The organism is Sphingobacterium sp. Lzh-3 (genome assembly GCF_046764375.1).
In the GTDB taxonomy this organism is placed as follows: Bacteria; Bacteroidota; Bacteroidia; order Sphingobacteriales; family Sphingobacteriaceae; genus Sphingobacterium.
The window spans coordinates 6,175,589-6,198,105 of sequence record NZ_CP177226.1; the positions used below are offsets into that span (position 1 = coordinate 6,175,589).

Annotated in this window: 17 protein-coding genes; 6 read left to right on the forward strand and 11 right to left on the reverse strand. The window is 36.3% G+C overall.

Features of this window, described 5'->3' with window-relative positions; translation table 11 throughout:
• Nucleotides 1–7: 7 nt before the first annotated feature.
• From ACLCDV_RS25855 to ACLCDV_RS25865, 3 genes are read right to left on the reverse strand one after another with little or no spacing between them, the layout of a single operon-like run.
• Nucleotides 8–808, reverse strand: a complete 801-nt coding sequence (locus ACLCDV_RS25855; protein ID WP_411972569.1) for a phosphatidate cytidylyltransferase — start codon at nt 806–808, stop codon at nt 8–10.
• Nucleotides 805–1,020 (reverse strand): DUF2007 domain-containing protein, encoded by a 216-nt coding sequence (locus ACLCDV_RS25860; protein WP_083663420.1) that lies wholly within the window; start codon nt 1,018–1,020, stop codon nt 805–807. Before ACLCDV_RS25860 ends, ACLCDV_RS25855 begins: the two co-directional genes overlap by 4 nt.
• On the reverse strand, nt 995–1,918 hold the full coding sequence (locus tag ACLCDV_RS25865) for a CPBP family intramembrane glutamic endopeptidase (RefSeq protein ID WP_317669014.1): 924 nt from the start codon (nt 1,916–1,918) through the stop codon (nt 995–997). Before ACLCDV_RS25865 ends, ACLCDV_RS25860 begins: the two co-directional genes overlap by 26 nt.
• 279 nt (nt 1,919–2,197) lie before the next feature.
• Here ACLCDV_RS25865 and ACLCDV_RS25870 point away from each other — a divergent pair, with 279 nt between their 5' ends.
• Nucleotides 2,198–2,626 carry a helix-turn-helix domain-containing protein gene (locus tag ACLCDV_RS25870; RefSeq protein ID WP_289011629.1) on the forward strand — a complete coding sequence of 143 codons (429 nt, stop codon included), beginning with the start codon at nt 2,198–2,200 and terminating at the stop codon, nt 2,624–2,626.
• A gap of 14 nt (nt 2,627–2,640) precedes the next feature.
• Nucleotides 2,641–3,489 carry an IS3 family transposase gene (locus tag ACLCDV_RS25875; protein ID WP_411972570.1) on the forward strand — a complete coding sequence of 283 codons (849 nt, stop codon included), beginning with the start codon at nt 2,641–2,643 and terminating at the stop codon, nt 3,487–3,489.
• A 57-nt stretch (nt 3,490–3,546) separates the two neighbouring features.
• On the opposite strand, the gene ACLCDV_RS25880 is transcribed toward ACLCDV_RS25875, so the two are convergent.
• The 6 genes from ACLCDV_RS25880 to ACLCDV_RS25905 form a co-directional block, all read right to left on the reverse strand.
• On the reverse strand, nt 3,547–6,864 hold the full coding sequence (locus tag ACLCDV_RS25880) for a PDZ domain-containing protein (protein WP_411972571.1): 3,318 nt from the start codon (nt 6,862–6,864) through the stop codon (nt 3,547–3,549).
• A gap of 142 nt (nt 6,865–7,006) precedes the next feature.
• On the reverse strand, nt 7,007–7,759 hold the full coding sequence (locus ACLCDV_RS25885; protein WP_046673181.1) for a zinc ribbon domain-containing protein: 753 nt from the start codon (nt 7,757–7,759) through the stop codon (nt 7,007–7,009).
• Nucleotides 7,759–8,859: a Nif3-like dinuclear metal center hexameric protein gene (locus ACLCDV_RS25890; protein WP_411972572.1), complete on the reverse strand. Its 1,101-nt coding sequence runs from the start codon at nt 8,857–8,859 to the stop codon at nt 7,759–7,761. The genes ACLCDV_RS25885 and ACLCDV_RS25890 overlap by 1 nt, the downstream gene beginning before the upstream one ends.
• A complete protein-coding gene (locus tag ACLCDV_RS25895; RefSeq protein ID WP_317669010.1) occupies nt 8,849–9,334 on the reverse strand; it encodes a hypothetical protein in 486 nt (161 codons plus the stop codon). The genes ACLCDV_RS25890 and ACLCDV_RS25895 overlap by 11 nt, the downstream gene beginning before the upstream one ends.
• Before the next feature lie 22 nt (nt 9,335–9,356).
• Nucleotides 9,357–10,112, reverse strand: coding sequence for an alpha/beta hydrolase (locus tag ACLCDV_RS25900; RefSeq protein ID WP_333576059.1), 756 nt, complete (start codon nt 10,110–10,112; stop codon nt 9,357–9,359).
• Between the two features lie 204 nt (nt 10,113–10,316).
• Complete coding sequence (locus ACLCDV_RS25905) at nt 10,317–11,027, reverse strand: SAM-dependent methyltransferase (protein WP_333576058.1); 711 nt, start codon at nt 11,025–11,027, stop codon at nt 10,317–10,319.
• 149 nt (nt 11,028–11,176) lie between these two features.
• On the opposite strand from ACLCDV_RS25905, the gene apaG reads away from it, so the two are divergent.
• From apaG to ACLCDV_RS25925, 4 genes are all read left to right on the forward strand, one after another.
• Nucleotides 11,177–11,563 (forward strand): Co2+/Mg2+ efflux protein ApaG, encoded by a 387-nt coding sequence (apaG, locus tag ACLCDV_RS25910; RefSeq protein ID WP_046673176.1) that lies wholly within the window; start codon nt 11,177–11,179, stop codon nt 11,561–11,563.
• 348 nt (nt 11,564–11,911) lie between these two features.
• Entirely contained in the window at nt 11,912–13,777 is a 1,866-nt protein-coding gene (locus tag ACLCDV_RS25915; protein ID WP_411972573.1) for an ABC-F family ATP-binding cassette domain-containing protein, read from the forward strand.
• A gap of 93 nt (nt 13,778–13,870) precedes the next feature.
• On the forward strand, nt 13,871–15,730 hold the full coding sequence (mnmG, locus tag ACLCDV_RS25920; protein ID WP_411972574.1) for a tRNA uridine-5-carboxymethylaminomethyl(34) synthesis enzyme MnmG: 1,860 nt from the start codon (nt 13,871–13,873) through the stop codon (nt 15,728–15,730).
• Between the two features lie 168 nt (nt 15,731–15,898).
• A complete protein-coding gene (locus ACLCDV_RS25925) occupies nt 15,899–17,488 on the forward strand; it encodes an Ig-like domain-containing protein (RefSeq protein WP_411972575.1) in 1,590 nt (529 codons plus the stop codon).
• 49 nt (nt 17,489–17,537) lie between these two features.
• On the opposite strand, the gene ACLCDV_RS25930 is transcribed toward ACLCDV_RS25925, so the two are convergent.
• Nucleotides 17,538–18,044 carry a gamma carbonic anhydrase family protein gene (locus tag ACLCDV_RS25930; RefSeq protein ID WP_153847929.1) on the reverse strand — a complete coding sequence of 169 codons (507 nt, stop codon included), beginning with the start codon at nt 18,042–18,044 and terminating at the stop codon, nt 17,538–17,540.
• Nucleotides 18,045–18,049: 5 nt separating this feature from the next.
• Nucleotides 18,050–19,642, reverse strand: a complete 1,593-nt coding sequence (gene nadB, locus ACLCDV_RS25935) for an L-aspartate oxidase (RefSeq protein ID WP_333576051.1) — start codon at nt 19,640–19,642, stop codon at nt 18,050–18,052.
• Between the last annotated feature and the right edge of the window lie 2,875 nt (nt 19,643–22,517).

Consider the following 22,517-nt stretch of genomic DNA (forward strand, 5'->3'; position numbering starts at 1 on the left):
AATACAATCAATTGATTAAAATTAAGAAAACATAGACCATAGGTGCCGCTAATAACAACCCATCAAATCTATCTAAAAAACCACCATGTCCGGGCAATATATTTCCGGAATCTTTTACGTGCAAGCTACGCTTTAACATCGACTCAACTAAGTCTCCCAATGTTCCAACAATACTGATAATAGCCGCTATACTTACCCATTTCCAGAGCGGTAGATAACCAAAATACTTCTCTAGATTCACTGCAGCAACAATTGCCAAAATCAATCCACCGAAAAAACCTTCCCATGTTTTCTTTGGTGAGATTCGTTCGAATAGTTTACGTTTTCCAAAGCTTCGTCCAGCGAGATATGCCCCTGTATCGTTTGTCCACAATAAGATTAAAAAACCTAAAGGCAGCACATAGTTAAAAGTACCTTGCATAAACCCTAATTTGGAAAACAGGAAAAAAGGTAATGTAACATAAGCTATTCCCAAAAAAGTATAGGCAATATCATTAAAAGGAAAAGCTCTCTTCTGAAAAAGTGAAATAATATAAGTCGCACTTATAAACGGAATAATCAGTGCTAAAAATTTTACCGCAAGCAGATCCATCGAAATTAAGGATCCCAAAACAAACAGTACCAAGGCCAGGGCGATACCAATCACTTTATTTGGAGCGCGTTCTTCGGATGAAACGATTCCATAGAATTCATAAAGACACCATGTACTTAGCAAGGTAAAAAAGATGGAATAAACATAAGCTCCCAAAAGAGTAGCCGCTATCATAACAGCCACAAAGATTACTCCGGTTATTGCTCTTGTTTTCATAAACTAAAATCCCCCTCCGACTCCTCAATTAACCTTTCGGCTGCTTCGATAGATCCTTCGCTGACATAAAGTTCAATTTTTCCAAACAGATAAGAAGAATCTTGTTTATTCAACGCGACAGCCGGAATACCATTCTCTTCCAACATTTGTTTGACTATCTCGGCTTGAATAGCATTTGTATATGTTTTAATTTTTTTCCAATCGTTCTCCATTGTTTTCTTTTTGCGTTGATCGATAAAATAAGAATACAAAAATAAGAGTAAAAATGAAGGCTACAAGATATATCCACCAAGATTGTAACTCAAATGCATTGAGTTCATCATAACTCTTTCCCTGTCTTACGTAATAAAATGCTCCAATTGTGGCTCCGGCATTATTGACAAAGTGCCCAAAGATGGGCAATATGATGTTCTTGCTCCATACATAAAGATAGCCAAAAAAAGCCCCCAATAACATGCGGGGAACAAAACCAAAAAATTGCAGGTGTATCGCACTGAAGATAATAGCAACGAGCCATATAACCACATGCTGATTGCTCAACCATCTTCCTATTATTTTTTGCAAAATACCACGAAACAGCAATTCTTCACCTATGGCCGGAATTAAGGCCAGTACAACAATATTGTACAAAAAGCCGGATATACTCGACTCCATAATTATGCCCTTAATTAAATCACCCGATTCCTTTTCGCTACGCTCCATCCAACGCTGCAACGATTGCATACTATCGGGCAATTGTAAGGATTCATTCCAGTGACCGATCAGACTCATCAAAGGCATAAAAGAAAGCATTGCTAAAAATATATAGCCAAATTGCATTCCGCTAGGCCATTTTTTCAGTTTAAAATATGTAATGCCATATCCTTCGCGTGTATTCATCAGATAAGCTGGCACAACAAAAGATCCCAAGCTGCTCATTAACAACATAAAGCGCATCTCATTGGCCGATCCATTCATTAAGGATTCCAATGAGAAGACCTGCCTGGTGAATGTATAATAACTTGCAATAATCAGAATAGCAATAATCTGCGAAAGAATGGTAAAACCGATAACCATTAAGATCAATCGTAACAAAGATTGAAACGGATGGGGTGTTTGTTCAGGAAACATAGCTATTAAATATCAGTTAAAGATAGCAATAAAAGCAAGATTTATTAAAATTGTCGCATTCATTCAAATTCTGCCGTCTAGTTTGTACTAGCCGAATGGCAACGTGCGATATCATCCAAATACAGTAAAAACTCCAACAGAGGTATTCGATCATCCCGAATACGAATACATTTGACACAGCATATATGATCAAAAAAAAGGCTTTGGAAAAATCCAAAGCCTTTTTTTAATATAGATTATGTCTCGTCCTGAAATATCGATACACAAAAAAAAATCGTTATGGAAGAAGGAACAAATTATGTAAAGCGGACTCAGCGTGATTACACTTTAACATTGAAGCTGAATGTCGTTAAAGAGATTGAATCGGGGAAATTGACACTCTCCCAAGCTCAAAAACAGTATGGCATCCAGGGAGATAGCACTATTCGCAATTGGTTAAAAAAATATGGTAACTTTGATTGGGAGAATCAAATACCATCCAATATGGCAAAGTCACCAGAACAGCGCATTTTAGAACTGGAAGCCAAAGTCAGACTGCTGGAGAAGCAAAAGGCTCAACTTGAGCATCAGAATCACATCGCTGATTCCAAAGCGATCATCTTTGACATGATGATCGATATTGCAGAAAAAGAATATAAAATCGACGTAAGAAAAAACTTGAAACCCGCGCAATCAATCGTTTCCGGCAAGAAAAACAAGAAAGCCTAAGTTTTACTTGTGGATTGTTCGGGTTAGACAGGCAGGTGTATTATCGAAGGATCAAACGTATAGCCAGGAGCCAGGGTATAGCCGGGAAAATTGTGGACTTAGTTCATGAAATACGCACTACCCAGCCAAGAATAGGTACACGGAAACTTTACCATATGTTGGCAAGGGAGCTACGGGCATTAAAGGTGGGTAGAGACAAATTCTTTGATATTTTACGCGCCAACCATTTGTTAATTACACGTAAAAGAAGCTATCATACGACCACTATGTCACATCATAGATTTAGAAAATATCCGAATATTATTAAAGAAGTGGCTGTTTGCCGTCCCAATCAGGTTTGGGTAAGTGATATCACTTATATAGGAAAGCGAGAAAGCCCCTGTTACCTGAGTTTGGTTACAGATGCCTATTCGAAGAAAATTGTTGGCTTTGAGGTCTCACAGACCATGTGCACACCGCATGTTGTAAATGCACTAAAAATGGCACAAAAACAAAGAAAAACAAACGAGCCGTTAATCCATCATTCCGACAGAGGAGTACAATATTGTGCAGAAGAATACCAATATTACCTAAGCAAGTACCAGCTCAGTTGCAGTATGACAGAAAACTCTGATCCTTATGAAAATGCCATCGCTGAACGAATCAATGGTATACTCAAACAAGAGTTCATGATTGATACCTATCATTTAGATCTACATTTGATGAAGCAGATCGTAGCTGAAGCAATCGATATCTATAATAATGACAGACCACATTGGTCTAATCATATGCTAACTCCAAATCAGATGCACATGAAATCAAACATGAACTTCAGAACTTATAAAACAAAAAACAGTAGCAACCTATCGGCTACTACTGTTTAAATTATTTATTTTTAATCACTGAAAACCTGTATCGATTTTTCAGGACTAGTCATTATCCTAATTCACTCGAATTGGATCAGCAGGTTTCTGCAGATTTTTATACGGATATGTTTTCATTTCTTCCAACAATATTTTCACCGTTCTTTCAAGCTGTGGATCTCGGCCTTCCAAAAGATCTTTAGGCAATTGTTCGATAAATACATCAGGAGCGACTCCTTCATTTTCGATAATCCAATTTCCTTTTAGGTCATAGACACCGAAGTTTGGTGAAGTAATACGGCCTCCATCCAACAAAGGAGGGTAACCGCTTATGCCAACCAAAATCCCCATTGTTGTACGACCGACCAATTTACCAAGTCCTTTAAAACGGAACATATAAGGCATCATATCCCCACCTGAGCCTGCATTTTCATTAATAATCATGGCTTTTGGTCCATAAATGCCATTTCCCGGAGTTGTAAATCCTTTTCCATCACGAATTCCCCAGCCAGCGATCAACTCGCGAGATAAGAGGTCGATCACATAATCGGCAACCCAGCCACCACCGTTGTTTCTTTCGTCCATTAGAAGAGCCTTTTTATCCATCTGAGCGAAGTAATACCGATTGAAATAGGTATACCCTTCAGGACCGGTATTCGGCATGTACACATAAGCTATTTGTCCATTGCTCAATTCATTTACTTTTTTACGGTTCCTTTCGACCCATTCCATGTTACGCAAGTTCATTTCATCACTAAACGAGATCGGTTTAACGATTACTTCACGTGCACCAACCAAAGAAGGTTTTGAATTGATCTTCAACGTAACTTGTTTACCAACAGTATTGTCAAATAAACTATAGATATCCTTATCCTCAGTCAATTCAGTACCATTAACAGCAACAATATAGTCTCCTTCTTTTATGTTTAATCCCGGTTCAGCCAATGGGGCTTTGAACGATGGATTCCATTCAAGACGCGTAAACAATTTGGCGATCTGATAATAACCATTCTTTAGCGTATAATCTGCTCCCAACACACCAACCGAAACTGATGGCGTGGAAGGTTGATCTCCTGGATAGATATAATTGTGTCCCACGACCATTTCTCCCATCATTTCGTTCAATAAATAACCAAGATCGGAACGATGGTTTACAAAAGGTAAGAATTTTTCATATTTGGTTTTCATCGCTTTCCAGTCAGCACCATGCATATTTTCTACATAGAAATAGTCTTTTTGCATCGACCAAACTTCATTGAATACTTGTTTCCATTCGGCTGCGGGATCCACCAATTGCTGAATTCCACCTAGCTTAACTTCGCCAGCAGTAGGAGAGGCTACTTTTTGCCCAGCTGTTACAATATTGAAGCCATTTCCCGTTTGATATAACATCTTTTTACCATCGGCACTAATAACAAAACTACGTGCATTCTCCACTAAGGTTTTATTTTCAAGATCCTTAAAATCATATGCACCGATTGTTCCACCACGTTGATAAGTCAATTGATTTGGAACCAAACCATTTAAATTCCAGTAAGGACCGGCTGGCAAAGGGAGGGCAACAATTCGATTCTCGATGCGATCGAAATCTACCTGAATAGATTTGTCAACCGGCTTGCTTGCAACTGACTCTTCCTTCTTATCCTTTTTAGGAGCTTTTTTATCATTCTCTTTTACACGTTCCTTTTTATTATTCTCTCCCTCTTCCTTTTTATCAGGTTTATCTTCACGGATTTGCTCATCATCACTATCGTTTTTAAAGAATGATGGTGTTTTGCTAGACAGGATAAAAGCATAGACTGCATAATCTACATTACGCTGTACAGCGGACATATGTAAACCAGAATTTGTTAAACCTGTATTTGTACTCGCCGTGAAAAATAAATATTTACCATCTTGCGAAAATGCAGTACTGCGGGCAGAGCTCATACCATCCGTAATTTGCTGAGTTTTCTTTGTATCTAAGTTATACATGAACACAGCAGGTGCCCCGTTTTCCAGTGTACGTATAAAGGATATCCATTTTGAATCTGGAGACCAACTTGGTTGGAAATGATTGGATACACGCCCGGTTTGACCACTTAATTTGTCATCAGCGACTTTGACAACAGCCTTGGAAGCAATATCAATATAGTACAGATTAAGATGCGCATCATTGTAAAAAAGCTTCTTTGAATCTGGTGACCAAGTCGGTTCAAAATAGAAATTGGTTTCCCCTAAATTAAAGTATAAGGGCTGATCTTTTCCGAACTGATCCATCAGTACCAACTGATAGGTCCCATTCTTATCTGAAATATAGGAGACCCATTTGCCATTAGGAGACCAATCTGGAAAACGTTCATGCGAACCTGGTGAATTAGATAAATTTCGAGCTTCTCCTTTTTCCTTTGGTACGGTAAAGATCTCCCCACGTGCTTCAAATAACGCTCGCTGACCTGTAGGAGATAATGTAGCATAACGTATATCGTCCTTGATATCTTTATAATAAGGTCTTTTGTACATGACATCTGTATTCACAGTGATGTGCAAAGGAGTAATTTTATTTCCGTTTAGATTCAGTATATTCAATACTCCAGCATATTCAAAAATCAAGTCGTTACCATTCCCATTCAAGGAACGTACGTCATAATCTTTGAAATCTGTTAGTTTTTCAACCTTTTTAGTTTTGGTGTCGTAACTAAAAATATTGACAATTTTATCGCGGTCAGATAGGAAATAAACCTTCGTTCCCAACCATAATGGCTTAACATCATTACTTTTAACATTCGGAATAGTCTCGATTTCTTTTGTTTTGGTATCAAAGATCCAAATGGTTGGCATACCACCACCCCGGTAACGCTTAAAGGCTACTCGATCCCTTTCAGTAGGGTCAGTATTCTTGATGTAAGCCCAATAACGACCATCGGCAGAAGGGCTTCCCTGAGTAGCCTCAGGCATAATGAGCGCTTTGTCCATTCCCGACATTTGAATATTGGAACTGTATAACCGTGGACTTAAAGCATAGGTGAAATCACGAGATGTAGTATAATATACTTCATCATTATTGAGCCATCCGCGCAATACATCCGAAGAGGGATGATAAGTGATACGTTTTGGCTCTCCACCCGTTACAGGGATCACATATACGTCTGTATTTCCATCATAATTTCCTGTGAATGCTACTTTTTTGCCGTCTGGAGAAAACATTGGATTCTGTTCCACCCCTGGATTTGTTGTAAGGCGTCTCGGATTTGCTCCGGTTTTGTCGGCAATCCAAATATCTCCACCATACACAAAAGCGATATTGTTGGCGCTGATACTTGGGTTTCGAAGTAATAGGGTTTCTTGCGCTTTTGTTTGCAGAAAGGATGTCCCGAGCAAAAAGGCAGCAAATAACTTGAAATGAGTTTTATTCATAAACGTTTAACGGTTAAATTTACCACACACAAAACTACACTTTTGTAAAGTGGACCTAGTTAGTATATCCACAAAGTTGCATAAAAAATATGATAAAAAAAAAGTCCTGCTTTCAGCAGGACTTTTCTTTAGCTATTGAAGATTAGAAACCGTACTCTTGTTCGATTTCTAACACAATTCCTTCATCGACCAAAACGCGACCACAGTGCTCACAAATGATGATTTTCTTACGTTGACGTATTTCTGATTGCATTTGAGCAGGAATCTTATTATGACATCCTGAACAGCTATCGCGATCAATCGACACAACAGCAAGTCCGTTTTTGAACGAGTTACGTAAACGGTAATATACCTTTACCAAACGTTCTTCGATATTAGCTTCAGCTTCAGCAGCTTTAGCCAATAATGCATCTTCTTCCTTTTGAGTTTCAGAAGTAATTGTTTCCAATTCTTTCTTTTTTCCCTCAAGCTCGTTTTTGCTATACTCAAGATTACCTACAGTAGTATCGTAGTTTTCTGTCTTGTTGCGAATTTCGAATTCTGCTTCTTTAATTCTTTTTTCACAAACCTGAATCTCAAGACCTTGAATTTCGATTTCTTTCGAAATAGCGTCGTATTCACGATTATTTTTTACCTCATTTAACTGCGACTCATATTTTTTGATAGCAGCTTGGGCATCCTTAATCATGTTTTTACGCTTAACGATCGAATCTTCTAAATCGTCTAAGTCTATTCTGATCTTCTCAATACGAGTTTCTAAACCCGCAATCTCATCTTCAAGATCTGCAACTTCCATAGGCAATTCACCACGAACTTGGCGAATTTTGTCTATTTTAGTATGTATGGCTTGTAAAAGCCATAATGCTTTCAATTTTTGTTCTACGGTTTGTTCCATCAACTGTAGTATTTTATAGGATTTGTATCTATTTCTGTTGTTAAGGTTGCAAAGTTAGGAAATTTTTTCGTAATAATGTCGTACAATAATTCTTGCGTAAATTGTTCGCTCTCAAAATGTCCCGTATCTGCAATCACTATTTCACCTTCAGCATCAAAAAATTCATGATATTTATAGTCTGCTGTAACAAAAAAATCAGCGCCAGAACGTTTGGCTGCACCAAGTAAAAATCCACCCGAGCCACCACAGACAGCTACACGACTAACTTTTTTATCTAATAAGGCTGTATGACGAATGACATTCAACCTCAGTTTGTCCTTAAGATAAGCTAAAAATTCCAATTCAGCCATTGGTTCAGCCAAATTTCCAATCATTCCAGCACCAATTTCGGTAGCCGTATTTTGAATATCAAACAAATCATAGGCTACTTCCTCGTAGGGATGAACTTCATAGAGTGCTAAAAGTAGCTTCCTTTCATTAGATTTCAGGTAGATAACCTCAATTCGTGTTTCCTCTACACGCTCTTGAACATCAATCTCTCCAATGGTAGGATCGGCCCCTTTTAAAGGTCTAAAACTACCATAACCTGCCGTATTAAAACTACATTGATCATAGTGTTTTCCGATTTTACCTGCACCCGCATCAAACAATGCCTGTCGGACATCTTCAACATGACTCCTTGGTACAAAAACGACCATTTTCCGCAATATATCTGTTTTAGATTCCAATATAGCCTGATTTTCTAATCCCAATTTATCGGCAATTTTCGTGTTCACTCCACCGGTAACATTGTCGAGATTTGTATGAATGGCATATAATGCAACTTTATGTTCAATTGCTTTAATAACCGTACGCTCCACATAATTTTTTCCATTAAATTTTTTTAGGCCCTTGAACACAATAGGATGATGCGAAACAATTAAATTACATCCTTTATCAATGGCTTCTTTTACAACAGCTTCTGTGCAGTCCAAAGAAATGAGCACTTTTGTAATCTCTCTATTGGCGTCGCCCACAATAAGCCCAGCATTGTCATAAGACTCCTGCAAATCTAAAGGAGCCAATTGCTCCAAATAATCAATGACTTCTTTAATTTTCATGGTCTACAATTACCTCCTTTTCTCTAAATTTATTATGTTCTTCCAAAATTCTTCTATTCGCGTTAATTTCAAACCAATAATTAGCCAAGGTCACAAAATGCATAATGATCAGTACACCGGAAATGGAAAGTGGGAGAGGAATATTTGTGGCCAAGTAAATCCATGCATATAGCGATCCTTTCCTAAACGTAGGGTTTTCTTCCACAGCTATTTTCCGATCATAAAACTCATTGATCAAAGAATCCCTTAGACGCGACGCAACCTGAAAATTCCAATAAATATTAACCAGCGGAATGGCAACTAACCAGGATTGGTTAGGCGTCATTAATCTATTTTCTTTGGCGACCAATTTTAAGGTCTTTCGAATTGTATTCGCAAATAAAAGCCATACAATAATACGTATAGCCACAATAGCCATAGCGGTATAAATTACTTCGGGCTTACTTAACTCTTTTATTAATTCCTCTTGCGTCATTGAACTATTTATTGCTTATTTATTATTCCTGTTCCAACAAATCTACTAATTCTTTCAACCTTTTTATTTGTGGATTATGATCTCCAACAAATTCAATTGTTTTAAAACCCATGGTTTTAGCTTTCTTATAAAACGGGTAAAAATCGTCCTCCTCAATTGCTGTACCATCCGTATAAGTCAAAATGTATGTACTTGGGATCTTAAGTCGTTTCGGATTTTTTAAATTAATCTTATCTGTCATTGTTTTTAGCGGGTGGGGGACATCTCTAGGAAGCTTCTTAACGTCCTTCACCCAGAACGGAAAAATATAACCATCCTTTTCTAATTTTAACAGTCCATTTGCTGCTGTAGATTTCCCCATTAAGTTTATGACCGATTGCTGATCCTCCGGAAGTATAGCATCCAAGTAAACCAATTTACGTATTCTATCCGGAAGACTATCGGCCACAGCCGTAATTACCATACCACCATAACTATGTCCCACCAGTATAATATCATGAAGATCTTCAAACAGAATCGTATTTACAACATCATTGACATGAGTTTGCAATCGAATAGAAGTATCTGCTAAATGGTAACGCTCGCCCAAGCCTGTTAGTGTAGGGCGGTAAACCTCATTTCCCTTCTTCGCTAACTCAACAGCAGTATTTTTAAACTGCCAAGCTCCACCCCAAGCTCCATGGACGATCACATACGTAGAAGACTGCGCAGAAACATCTTTACCGAATCCAACTAATGAAAAGAAAAATATAATAAACAGTAATTTACAGTAATTCATTGTGTTATATCTTAAAACATCCTTTACACTTAACAAAATCTGTTGAGAAAATATATTGATAACCCAGTTTACATTTTTATCCAAAAACAAGACGTAAGCACTTACTTACTTTACTAAAACATGATTCAATCTACTAAAAACAGCTTTTAGCTTCTCAACTAAGCCTCATCAATGAAGATAGGGTAGGGGGGAACTATGAAAACATCATGCATAAAGTAAAAAAATAGTAGGCTTTTTATGATAATCATACGATCGTTTTCTCCACTCAGCAACCGTCAAACTTTGGATATTTTCATCGGCCGCAGTTACATTTGACGCAACACAGAGTAAGCTGGAAGGTTTACATATTTTTAGTAGATCAGCCAAAAGCTGATTATTTCTAAATGGAGTTTCAATAAAAATCTGAGTCTGCTTTTCGCGTGCTGATTGTTGTTCGAGATTTTTAATTTCCTTAGCTCGATCATTTTTATCGATAGGTAAATACCCATGAAAAGCAAATTTCTGACCGCTAAATCCAGAAGCCATAAGCGCTAGTAAAATAGAGCTTGGTCCAACAAGAGGAACGACTTTAATACCCAATTGATGTGCCCGTGCTACAATAGAAGCTCCAGGGTCAGCAACGCCAGGACATCCTGCCTCAGACATTAAACCAACATTTTTGCCCTGTTTCAAGCCTCCAAAAAAATCATTTATATTTCCTTTATCCCGCACATGCTTTCCATAATCATGAATTTTTAGTTCGCTCTGCGGAATCTTTAAACCTGCAAGTTTTAAAAACTTACGAGCCGTTTTTTCATTTTCCACAATATACTCGTCCAATGAATTAATTGTTTCCACTAAATATGCAGTAAACGATTGGAAAGCTGCGTCATCACTCAATGGAACAGGAATTAAATATAAGATACCATTTGCCATAATACAAACCTACTAATTAAGGTCCATTTGGCTATACTAATTTTAAACTTAGCATTATTTAACCTTTTAAAATGATTATAATTTCGATTTTTAAACTCATTATTAGTATTTTAGCGTAAATATTCATTGCAACAATAAACATCATTCAAATGATCACACAAATTACAGAAGGCGTAAAAATCTCGGTTGAAACCATCTATCAATCAGAGTATTCGAATCCGGACCGTGAACATTTCATGTTTGCTTATCATATCAGCATAGAAAATCTCAGCGATTACACGGTTCAATTGATAAGTCGCTATTGGAAAATCTTTGACGCAAAAGGAGACTATAGAGAGGTATCTGGAGAAGGGGTAGTAGGTGAACAACCTATTATAGAACCTGGCCAGACTCATCAGTATACCTCAGGTTGCAATCTCAATAGCGAATTCGGATTCATGGAAGGATATTACAATATGATCCGAACACTGGACAACGGCAGCTTTCAAGTTGAAATACCACGTTTCAATCTGATAGCTGATTACGCATTGAATTAATTTTATCAAGGCAGTATCATTATTGCCAATTAATCAAATAACGAAGCTTTTTTCGCATCGAATAAGAAACTATTTCTTTATTTTTGCGAGCATTCCAAATGAACAAGCTAACCTCGGGGTATTATCATTTTACCCGATGGCAAATGCTAGCATTTGATCGTATGCCACCCGATAGATTAAATTAGTCAGCAATCAAAACGATTATTGATTCAATATATAAATAACTGATAATCAACAATAAAGTATCAAATAGCTGATTATCAACACAATATGCGCAACCAAGGGAAGAAACCTCTTGGTCGTGTTTTGACGTGTAAATTGACTGAATATAATTTAGGGTGATATAACGTGAGTATTTTAGCTACAGAACAAGTAAGCCATTCCTTCCATGATCGATGGCTTTTTAAAGATTTACATTTTGGTCTCCAAAAGGGTGACCGTGTGGCCTTGGTCGGAATCAATGGCACAGGTAAATCAACCTTACTCGCCATTTTAGCAGAGCGAATCTTACCAACCTCAGGAAAAGTTGTAAAAGAAAAAGGTATAAAAATTGGTTTCTTAGAACAGGATCCTGATTTCACAGGATTAAAATCAATCAATGATTTTATTTATAGTACAGACAACGATCAACAGCGTCTTATCCGAGAGTACGAGGAGCTGCTATTGGAGACTGATATCGATCAGAAAAAATTAGAAGATCTTACAGAAAAAATAAGTTCATTGAATGCCTGGGAGTATGAGCATAATATTAAGACGATTCTTAATCGTTTAAATATTATGGATTTCCATCAAGACATCAAAAGTCTATCAGGAGGCCAACGAAAACGCCTTGCGCTAGCCAAGCTTTTGATAGACGAGCCGGATATTTATATATTAGATGAACCCACCAACCATTTGGATATAGAGACTATTGAATGGCTTGAAAAACTACTAACAACAGGTAGCAAAACCGTTCTTTTAGTAACGCACGATCGCTACTTCTTGGATAATATCTGTACTGAGATTCGAGAGCTGGATAGGGGCAATCTCTTTATCTATAAAGGTAACTATTCTTATTTTCTAGAAAAGAAGTCCGAACGCGAAACTATTGATGCGGTTATGGTTGAGAAAAGCAGAAATCTACTTCGCCGTGAATTGGAGTGGATGCGTCGTCAACCACAGGCACGTGGTACCAAATCCAAATCACGTATTGAAGCATACTATGACTTGGAAGAAAAATCTAAAGCAATTAAAGGAAACGACTCGGTACAACTCAGTGTAAAAGTAAGCCGACAGGGCTCAAAAATACTCGAACTAGAACATGTTGCCAAACGTTATGGAGCAAAAGAAATCATACATGATTTTTCATACACTTTTAAAAAAGGTGATCGTATTGGTCTAGCTGGAAAAAATGGCACTGGAAAATCAACCTTTCTTAATTTAATCACGGGAGAAGAAAAACCTGATACAGGATCTATAGCGGTAGGGGAAACCACAGTATATGGCTACTATAAACAGGGTGGATTGGAAGTAAATGAAAACGATCGAGTATTAGATGTTGTAAAAAATATAGCAGACTATATTGAAATGGCAAATGGGGAAGTAATTACGGCTTCACAGTTGCTAACCCATTTTTTATTTCCTCCTGAAAAACAATTTGGTTTCGTTAACAAATTAAGCGGAGGAGAGAAAAAAAGACTTCAGCTCATGCGAGTTTTAATGAAGAATCCTAATTTCCTAATTCTGGATGAGCCATCCAATGATCTTGATATTGATACATTAAACGTGCTGGAAGATTTTCTTGACAACTACAAAGGGGTACTCATATTAGTATCACACGACAGGTATCTATTAGATAAATTGACCGATCAACTTTTCATCTTTGAAGGAAAGGGGAGCGTACAGATATACAATGGAAATTATGCCGACTTTAAACTTGAACAGGAGGAAATCCAAAAATTAGAGAAGGAGAAACAAAAAAGGATAACCCAAGAACAGGTAAAGCCAATTGTAAAAGAGGAAAAGAAAAAACTCTCGTACAAGGAACAATTGGAGTATAATAAACTAGAAGAAGAAATCGAAAAACTGGAAACACAAGTAATATTAAAAACGGAGGAACTAAACCAGGTAACAGATCATCTGAAACTTTCTTCCTTAGCGGAAGAAATTCAATCTATCCAAAAACAGATAGACGACAAATCCGAAAGATGGTTATATCTTGCTGATTTTATGTAAAATTTCATCAGAGGTTTCACGTGAAACATAAAGAAAACGTAAATTTACAAAGAAATAAAAACGCCACGTTTCACGTGGAACAAGAATAGAACAATGTTTAAAAAATATAATGTAATTGTCGTTGGTGCAGGGCATGCCGGATGTGAGGCAGCGGCGGCAGCAGCCAACTTAGGTTCGTCCACTTTACTCATCACAATGAATATGGGGGTGATAGCCCAAATGAGTTGCAACCCCGCTATCGGTGGTGTAGCAAAAGGACAAATTGTAAGAGAAATTGATGCTATGGGCGGGTATACGGGTATCATAGCAGATAAATCAACCATTCAATTCCGAATGCTCAATCTTTCGAAAGGTCCAGCTATGTGGAGTCCACGTACACAAAATGACCGAATGCGTTTTGCTGAAGAATGGAGGTTACAATTGGAGTCTCTTCCAAATTTAGATATGTGGCAAGATACCGTAAAAGAAGTTATCGTCAAAAATGGAAAAGCTTGCGGTGTCATCACTTCGATGGGAATAGAAATAGAATCGGACGCTGTGGTACTAACCAATGGAACTTTTCTAAATGGTGTAATTCACATTGGCGATAAGAAATTTGGAGGCGGTAGAACAGGAGAGAAGGCCGCCACAGGTTTAACCGAACAACTTGTTTCCCTTGGTTTCGAATCAGGAAGAATGAAGACAGGGACACCACCTCGTATAGATGGAAGAAGCCTCAACTATGCATTGATGGAAGAACAGTGGGGCGACGAAAAAAGAGGGCGGTTTTCTTATACAGATGTAGAAATACCTACTGAACAACGCTGTTGTTGGATTACCTACACAAATGATAAAGTTCACGAAATGCTTCGTACTGGGTTTGAAAAATCACCTATGTTTACGGGACGTATCAAAGGATTGGGCCCGCGTTATTGCCCTTCAATAGAAGATAAAATAAATCGTTTTGCCGAGCGTGAAAGACATCAGATATTCGTGGAGCCCGAAGGTTTTAAAACAGTAGAAATCTATGTCAATGGATTCTCGACCTCATTGCCGGAAGATGTACAATTAAAAGCTTTGCAATTAATTCCTGGCTTCGAAAATGCGAAGATGTACCGACCAGGTTATGCCATAGAATACGACTACTTTCCACCAATGCAATTGGATCTAACCCTAGAAACCCAATTGGTGAAGCATCTATTTTTTGCAGGACAAATCAATGGGACTACTGGCTATGAAGAGGCCGCTGCTCAAGGCTTCCTAGCAGGGATTAATGCGCATCAACGCATCAACGATGATAAGGAACTTATTCTAAAAAGATCCGAATCTTATATAGGTGTATTGGTCGACGATCTCGTAACAAAAGGAACTGAAGAGCCGTACCGTATGTTTACATCAAGAGCAGAACATCGCCTACTTTTACGCCAGGACAATGCTGATATTCGCCTAACCCCATTAGCTTACAAATTGGGATTAGTAGGAGAAGAAAGACTCAAAAAAGTACAAGACAAAATTGATAACTCAACTAAAATAATCGAGTATCTAAAACAAAATTCAACCAATGTCGAAAAGATGAATACTGTTTTAGCGGAAGTTGGTTCGAGCGCACTTCCTCAGAAAACAAGGCTGAGTAATGTACTTGCGAGACCACAAGTTGGTATCCAAGATATTCTGAAAGGAGACGAAGGCTTTGCGCATTATGTATCCCAATTTGATAACGATACCATCGAACAAGCAGAGATCAATATCAAATATGAAAGCTATTTCGATAAAGAAATGGAAATAGTCAATCGTATGAAGAAGATGGAAGATAGAGAAATAAACCCCGACTTCGACTACAGCTTGCTAATATCACTATCCATTGAGGCGAGACAAAAGCTGTCAAAGGTTAAACCACGTACATTGGGGCAAGCTTCAAGAATCTCGGGTGTTTCACCCTCTGATATCACAGTATTGATGGTACACATGAGCTAAATAACTGATATACAAATATTTACACACAAAACATCACATAGCTTAAAATAAGCGATTTAAGACAATATTCTATTTTTTATGACAACTTCTTTAAGAGAAAATAAAAGTGGTTCAAAAAGGCTAAAAAGTAGCTTAAAAACAAGATTACTTATTTTAAGCATGTTTATTATGCTTATTGGCTTGTCTATACAGTGTGCAAGCATACAGCAACCTACGGGAGGACCAAAAGATTCTATTCCGCCGAAAATACTACTGGAAAGCCCTACGAATTTTTCGAAGAATTTTACAGCAAAAAAAATAGTTATTACCTTCGACGAATATATCAAACTGGCAAATCAACAAAAAGAATTTAGTATCACACCAGACATGGGGAGTAACCCAGAATTCAAGGTCAAGAAAAAAAATCTAGAAATTACCTTACCTGATTCCCTAGAAAAAAATACAACTTACAGCATATATTTCGGTAAAGGACTAGTGGACTATAATGCAGGAAATGCACTGGTCAATTATGCTTATGTATTCGCAACAGGAGACAAAATAGATTCACTCAGTATATCTGGTAATGTAAAAAGCGCTGTGACCAAAGAGGTCCAAAAAGATGTTAAAGTCTTATTGATCCCCATTAGCCAAGACTCCATTTTCGGGAAGAAGAAAGCTAATATATTTACGACAACGGATACTGCAGGCAATTACAAACTAAACAATTTAAGAGAAGGAACCTATCGCATTTACGCACTTCAAGAAAAGAACAATGACAGGATCTATAATGGCGCTGATGAAGAAATAGGTTTCCTAAAAGACTCTATCGTGCTAGCGCGGGACTTAAACAATATCAATTTGGAGATATTCAAAGGAACCCCAAAAAAGTTTAGAACGCAAGAAAAGAAATTTGAAAAAAATGGAAGTATTCTTCTTATTTTTAACAGGCGAGTGGACAAACCCAAGCTCAATATCCTAAATGATGAAGTAAACAACAAGGATAAAATAGTACGCTTTTCAAATACATCAGACTCCGCTACTTTGTTTATTCCAAATTTAAAAATAGACTCCCTAAAGTTAGTTCTGACAGAAAATGAAAGACCATTGGACACCATTCTAATCAGAAAAGGGAATGTAAAAATAGAGCAGACAATTGAGCCAATTTTTACCCCAAATAATGGGCGAGTCGATCGGATTACGCACCTTCAGGTATCTGCATTTACACCGATCAAGAATATCGATAAAACCAAGTTGAAATTCAAAGAAGACTCATTGGTCCGAACCAATTACCAACTTGCCGTTGATACAGCGAATACCAATATCTACCATATTCGATATAATTGGAGAAAAGATAAAAAGTACCAAATTGAGTTTACAGAAGGCGCCATAACAGGCTATTTTGGCGAGCAAAATAAAGAGAAAAAGCTGGATTTGACTTATGACGATAGTGAAAACTATGGGGATCTGACATTTGATTTTACAGATCTAGATAGCAATACCACATATCTGGTAGAGCTAATCAATGAGAAAAAAGATAAAGTCTATCGCGTCGACAAAATAAACATGAACAATCCGACCGTCATATACAAACAGTATCCAGGAGGAAAGTATAGCATACGTGTAATTCGCGACGACAACGATAATGGAATCTGGGATACCGGAGATGTCGAAAAGAAAACCTTTCCGGAACCTGTTATATATTTAAATAAGGTATTTACTATACGTGCTAATTGGGAACAAAAAGACAGTTTTTCATTGAGTGGCCTCAAAAAAGAATAATTGAGGCCATTCTAAAATAATAATTTAAAACACTGCTAATTCGATTAAGCTAAAACCAGGAGCTGTACAGAACATAATTATGTGGTAGCTGCTGTAATAGATCTTTCTGCTCTTCAGTAAGTGCCTTTATCTTTTTCGCAGGTACTCCAGCATATAAAAATCCCGATTCACAACGTGTATTTTCCAAAACTACTGCCCCAGCTGCTACAATAACATTCGATTCAACAATAGCATTATCCATAACGATAGCTCCCATACCAATGAGTACATGGTCTTCCAAAATACATCCATGTACCATAGCCTGGTGGCCTATACTCACATAATTTCCAATCGTTGTACCGCATTTCTTATAGGTACAATGTATAACAGCACCATCTTGAATATTCGTATAATTACCAATACGAATATAATTGACATCTCCACGTATTACAGCGTTAAACCATACAGAACAGTGATGTCCAATCTTTACATCGCCCACAATCGTTGAATTAGGTGCTAAGAAGCATTCTTCGGCTATCACCGGAGATATATCTAAAACAGGTAAAATAAGTGCCATATTCCTTAAAAAATTGTATCCTGTAGTACTTCCGAATGTTTCGGGTAGTCCGTTGTATAATGCAATCCCCTACTTTCTTTCCTCAACATAGCTGATTTTGTCACAATATAAGCTACCTGAATAACATTACGCAATTCACACAATTTAACAGAAAGCCTGGTATTTCGATAGAATTCTTCTGTCTCCTCATACAATAAATGTAAACGCTTTAGGGCTCTTTCCAGTCTAAAATCGGAACGCACAATACCAACATAGTCACTCATAATCTTTTGGCATTCGCGCAAATTATGACTTACTAAAATATCCTCATTTGAAAGTGAGGTTTTAGAGTCATCCCATTCCGGAACGTCAACCACATGGTTAATCAATCCTATCGACTTTGTGGCGTCTAAGAAAATACGATGTGCATAAACAAGTGCTTCAAGAAGCGAATTAGAAGCTAATCGATTTGCACCATGTAGTCCAGTAGAAGAACACTCACCGCAAGCATATAAATTAACAAGGCTACTGCGTCCAAAATCATCTACATAGATACCGCCACAGAGGTAATGCGCCGCCGGCGTAACTGGTATAAAATCCTTCGCCATATCCAGTCCGATCGACAGGCACTTTTCATAAATATTTGGAAAATGCTTGATGATATCCTGTTTATCCCGATGCGTAATATCGAGGTAAACATAATCTATACCTGATTTCTTCATCTCGGCATCAATCGCTCTAGCAACGATGTCTCTCGGTGCCAAAGAAGCACGTTCATCGTACTCCTCCATAAAAGATTCACCATTGACCCTCCTTAAAATCCCCCCAAATCCACGTACAGCTTCGGATACCAAAAATGCAGGCGAATCCTTTGGATTATATAAAGAAGTAGGGTGAAATTGCATAAACTCCATATTACGCACCTTACCTTTTGCCCGATACACCATTGCTATACCATCTCCAGTCGCAATAGTTGGATTTGTTGTACTTGAATAAACATGACCAGCTCCGCCAGAGGCCATCACGGTGACCTTACTCAAAATCTGATCTACTAAATGTGATGAGGTATTAAAAGCGTAAATTCCATAACAGGTGATGTCTTCCCTATTTTTATCCACGTACTCACCCAGATGATGCTGTGTAATCAAATCAATGGCAAAGTAATGTGTTACAATTTCAATATTAGGATCACTATGTGCTTGAGCCAATAATGCACGCTCTATTTCGTAGCCAGTTATATCTTTATAATGTAAAATACGATGAGCTGAATGTCCCCCCTCTTTTGCAAGGTCATACAAGCCCGATTCCTCCTTGTCAAATGATGTCCCATATGAAATAAGTTCTGCTATCCGTTCCGGTGCTTCTCTTACTACGTTTTCCACAATTTCAACATCGCATAAACCATCCCCAGCAATCTGAGTATCAATGATATGCTTTTCAAAGCTATCTGACTTATCCACAACGGCAGCCACTCCCCCTTGCGCATATTTTGTATTAGACTCATCCTCATTGGACTTAGTGACTATCAATACTTTACCGAATTTCGATGCCTTTAAAGCAAAGCTCAATCCAGCAATACCTGATCCAATGACCAAAAAATCTACCTTTCTATCTGCCATATAAATTAAAATTCACAAACTATCCCCAAAAGTGACGATTCAAATTAACGAAAAATGTGGAAAACGTGTAAATAAAAGGTTAAATAAAAATGAAAAGTATTTAACAATTCACAAATCCCCTATTTTGAAGCCTTATTTCTAAAATTTTTCCGCACAAAAATCCATAGATTTCCACATTTTCTAAACAAAAACTATTCAACAAAAATATATGGAAAATAAAAAATACGATAAATTAGAATTTTAAAAATCAGCTCTTTAATAGATAAATCCTGTTGAAAAATTGTTGAAAACTCTTTAAAAACCTAAAATCAAAATTGAAATAACCTAATTTATACCACTTTTCCACACCATAATAAACAATAAGAGATTTTCTATTTTAAATAATTAGTATTTATTGAAAAAAAAGATTGTGGAATACGTTCGAAAATCTTTTTTTAGTTTTGTCAAGTTCGATTAGAGTCCGTTAGGTTTCGATATCCGGGAATTATGGAGTCCCCTATTGAAATATTTAATTCTAATTGAGTTTATATTATTTTTTAAATTTCCTATTGGCTTTTAAAGCGCTTTAGGATCGGATATTTATTTTATTTTTTTTTACATATGGATTTAAAGTAGTTTCAGCGCGTTATTTATAATTTTTTTTAAGAAAAAATTCATTTAAGCCGTTTTATACTTGGATATTTTCTCTTATGGGATCTTATTTCAATTTTATGGGATTGTAACTGATGGAAATCGATAAAGAAAAGGTTTAACTCTCATTTTGGTGCTATGAGATTTCAATATTTCTAGCTTTCAACGAGATAAATTCTTTTATTCGATTCTAATAGCTACTAATTTTTGCTTTAAAAATTTTTTTGAAAAAGGTAATTTAGTTGATTTTACTATTTCGATTTTAAGTCGCTTTAGGTTTGCTTATTTGCTTTTTTTTAAAAAAAATATTTGAATATGGTCTTGTGAACGAGTTAAAATTTGAATGCTGAATTTTTATAACTTTATCAGCAAATTTTTCAAAATGAACGGTAATGCTTATTGGAATTTTTTATTCCTGGATCGGGTTATTGTATTCGGATTGGCTATAATATCCGTTTGGTTTTGGCGTAATTGAATTTTAAACAGAATCTCAAGGTTATTGTTTAAAAATAAACCCGCTCAAAATTGGATATTTTTACAAAATTTGTTTTCAGTGCTTTTTATTGCATTCTATGCGTTTAAATAGTGAACTGTTTGCGATCTAAGTGAAATTTTAAGATTAGCTTGTTTATAATTTTGGATTGCAAATAATTTCTTCAAATAGTTTATTGTAGAACAAACAATCTTACTATATTTGCAGCCCAACATCCATTAGATGGAGTAATTGTCCAAATTTAGATCTGTGAGATTCGAATATTCTGGATCATTGTTATAAAGAATCTTTTTATATCATTCTCAGGGCGTATTTTTCTAAAATAAAGCTCTTATAGATTGAATATATTGACTTCTTTCGCTGTTTGTTTGGAATATTTAATTCTAAGCGACTAACATGCTTTGAAAGTGCTTTGTCAATCGCATATTTAGTGTTATCTTTTAATATTATTTATCTATTTGAGTATGAATCGGTTTAATTCACCAAATTTAATATAAATTTGAGAATGTATATTTTTTAAAGAATTTATATTTCGTTTTTATATAAATTAATTACTTTTAAATTGTATTTACTGATTTTTTTGTAATTTATGCGATAATTATCGCTAAATGCTCGGTTTAACCGGATATACGTTCCGATTTTGTTATATTGAGTTCTTGAGGGTGCTATTTACTGGCTTTTATCCGGATACTAGGTATAATTGATTTTATTTTGGCAGAATTCATCATTGATTCTTAAATTTTGTAATATTAAATTGTAAAAGTTTTATCAAACCCTCTTAGAATTAGATAAATGCACAATCTTAGGTTATTGTGGCCAATATTAAATTCTCATCCACTTTATTTTGGATGCTGTAAGTGTCATTTAGTTGTTTATTTCAATTTCCGCGAATTAGTCTCTTTTAGATTCGCTTCTACTCGACTCTTTTAGATTTTCTTATAAATATCCAATTCTTATAGGGTTTATTTGAATTATTTGATTCAACGCTATTGACCCTGAATTAGCGTAAATTTACCTCGCTACATTCCTATATTTATTTCTACAAGCTGCTAGTATTTTTATACGCAAATGTAACAGCACTTATTCCAGAAATTATTGTTTTGTATTGATTGTCTCTGACGTATTTTTATTGCCGAAAATAGATTTTCGCCCAATTCTGGCCTTCGTTGCTGTTTGTGGTTGGTAAACAAAAAATATATAAACTTCAAATATTTGCGATTAGAATGGCATATTTAGGGAAGGTAATGATACAATATGCTATAGACGATTCTCAGAGCGTTTATTTTGTTTTCGAAGATATTTTATAGGCGTTCAATGCTGCAGGCAGATACAGTTTGCTTCAATTTTACAAAATAAACCCGCTGAGAATTTGATATAAAATTTTAGATCAATCCAGAATCCATTAATCTCTCCTATATGAGCTTAAAAACGTTTTTTAATCTGAAATGTTAATAAATAAAGCTTCCTTTTGTGCTATATTTTTCATTGTTTTGTAATATGCCTAAAAACGTTCCTTAGGCTATGAAGGTTGGCTCTGTATGAAACTGATTTTCGAAGATCGAAATAATGTGAAATAAACCCCTTCAGCTTTTGGTATAAACAAAGAGTTTGAATAGTTTCCTAAATATTCAAGTCTAAAAGAGTTTATATGGGCGTAATATTCTGTAATTAAACTTTATATAAATTAATTTAACTATTAATATCTATAAACGTTTGTTTTGTATTTTTTAATAGGTATTTCGCTGTCAGTGC